The 814-nt window shown below is 68.8% G+C and carries 1 protein-coding gene; it reads left to right on the top strand.

The genetic code is table 11. The features are described from left to right. Nucleotides 1-8: 8 nt before the first annotated feature. Nucleotides 9-814, top strand: an 806-nt coding sequence (locus tag FV220_RS25150) for a 1-deoxy-D-xylulose-5-phosphate synthase N-terminal domain-containing protein (protein WP_281406109.1), incomplete at its 3' end; no start/stop codon positions are given.

Genomic DNA, 814 nt, shown 5'->3' on the forward strand with positions numbered 1-814 from the left:
TGTCACGGATAGAAACCTCGATCCTCGACGGGCTTGACGAGACGTCTGCTCTTCGCGCGCTTCCCGAGAGCCAGCTTCAGGCGGTGGCGGACGCTGTGCGTCAGGAGATGATCGACGCGGTGTCGGTGACGGGCGGTCACCTCGGGTCGGGTCTGGGCGTGGTCGAGCTGACGGTGGCCCTGCATCACGTGTTCGAGACGCCCGACGACCGGATCGTGTGGGATGTCGGGCACCAGGCCTATCCGCACAAGATCCTCACGGGGCGGCGCGACCGGATCCGGACGCTGCGCCAGCCGGGCGGGCTGTCGGGCTTCACCAAGCGGTCGGAGAGCGTCTACGACCCGTTCGGGGCGGCGCATTCCTCCACCTCGATCTCGGCGGCGCTCGGCATGGCGGTGGCGCGCGACCTCGACGAGGCGTCGGCCAAGGCCAAGGGCGCGCCCGCGCCCAGGCGCCGCAACATGATCGCGGTGATCGGCGACGGCTCGATGTCGGCGGGCATGGCCTACGAGGCGATGAACAATGCCGGGGCGCTGCATTCGCGCCTGATCGTGATCCTGAACGACAACGACATGTCGATCGCCCCGCCGGTGGGAGCGATGTCGGCCTATTTCGCCAGGCTCGCCTCGGGCGGGACCTATCGCGGCCTGCGCGAGACCGCCAAGCAGCTCGGCAAGCTCCTGCCGAAGGCGATCTACCAGCGTGCGGCGGCGGCGGAAGAGTACGCCCGCTCCCTGGTGGTGGGCGGCGGCACGATGTTCGAGGAGATGGGCTTCCACTATGTCGGCCCGGTCGATGGCCATAACCTCGACCA

The sequence above is a fragment of the Methylobacterium sp. WL19 genome, from assembly GCF_008040005.1.
GTDB lineage: Bacteria > Pseudomonadota > Alphaproteobacteria > Rhizobiales > Beijerinckiaceae > Methylobacterium > Methylobacterium bullatum.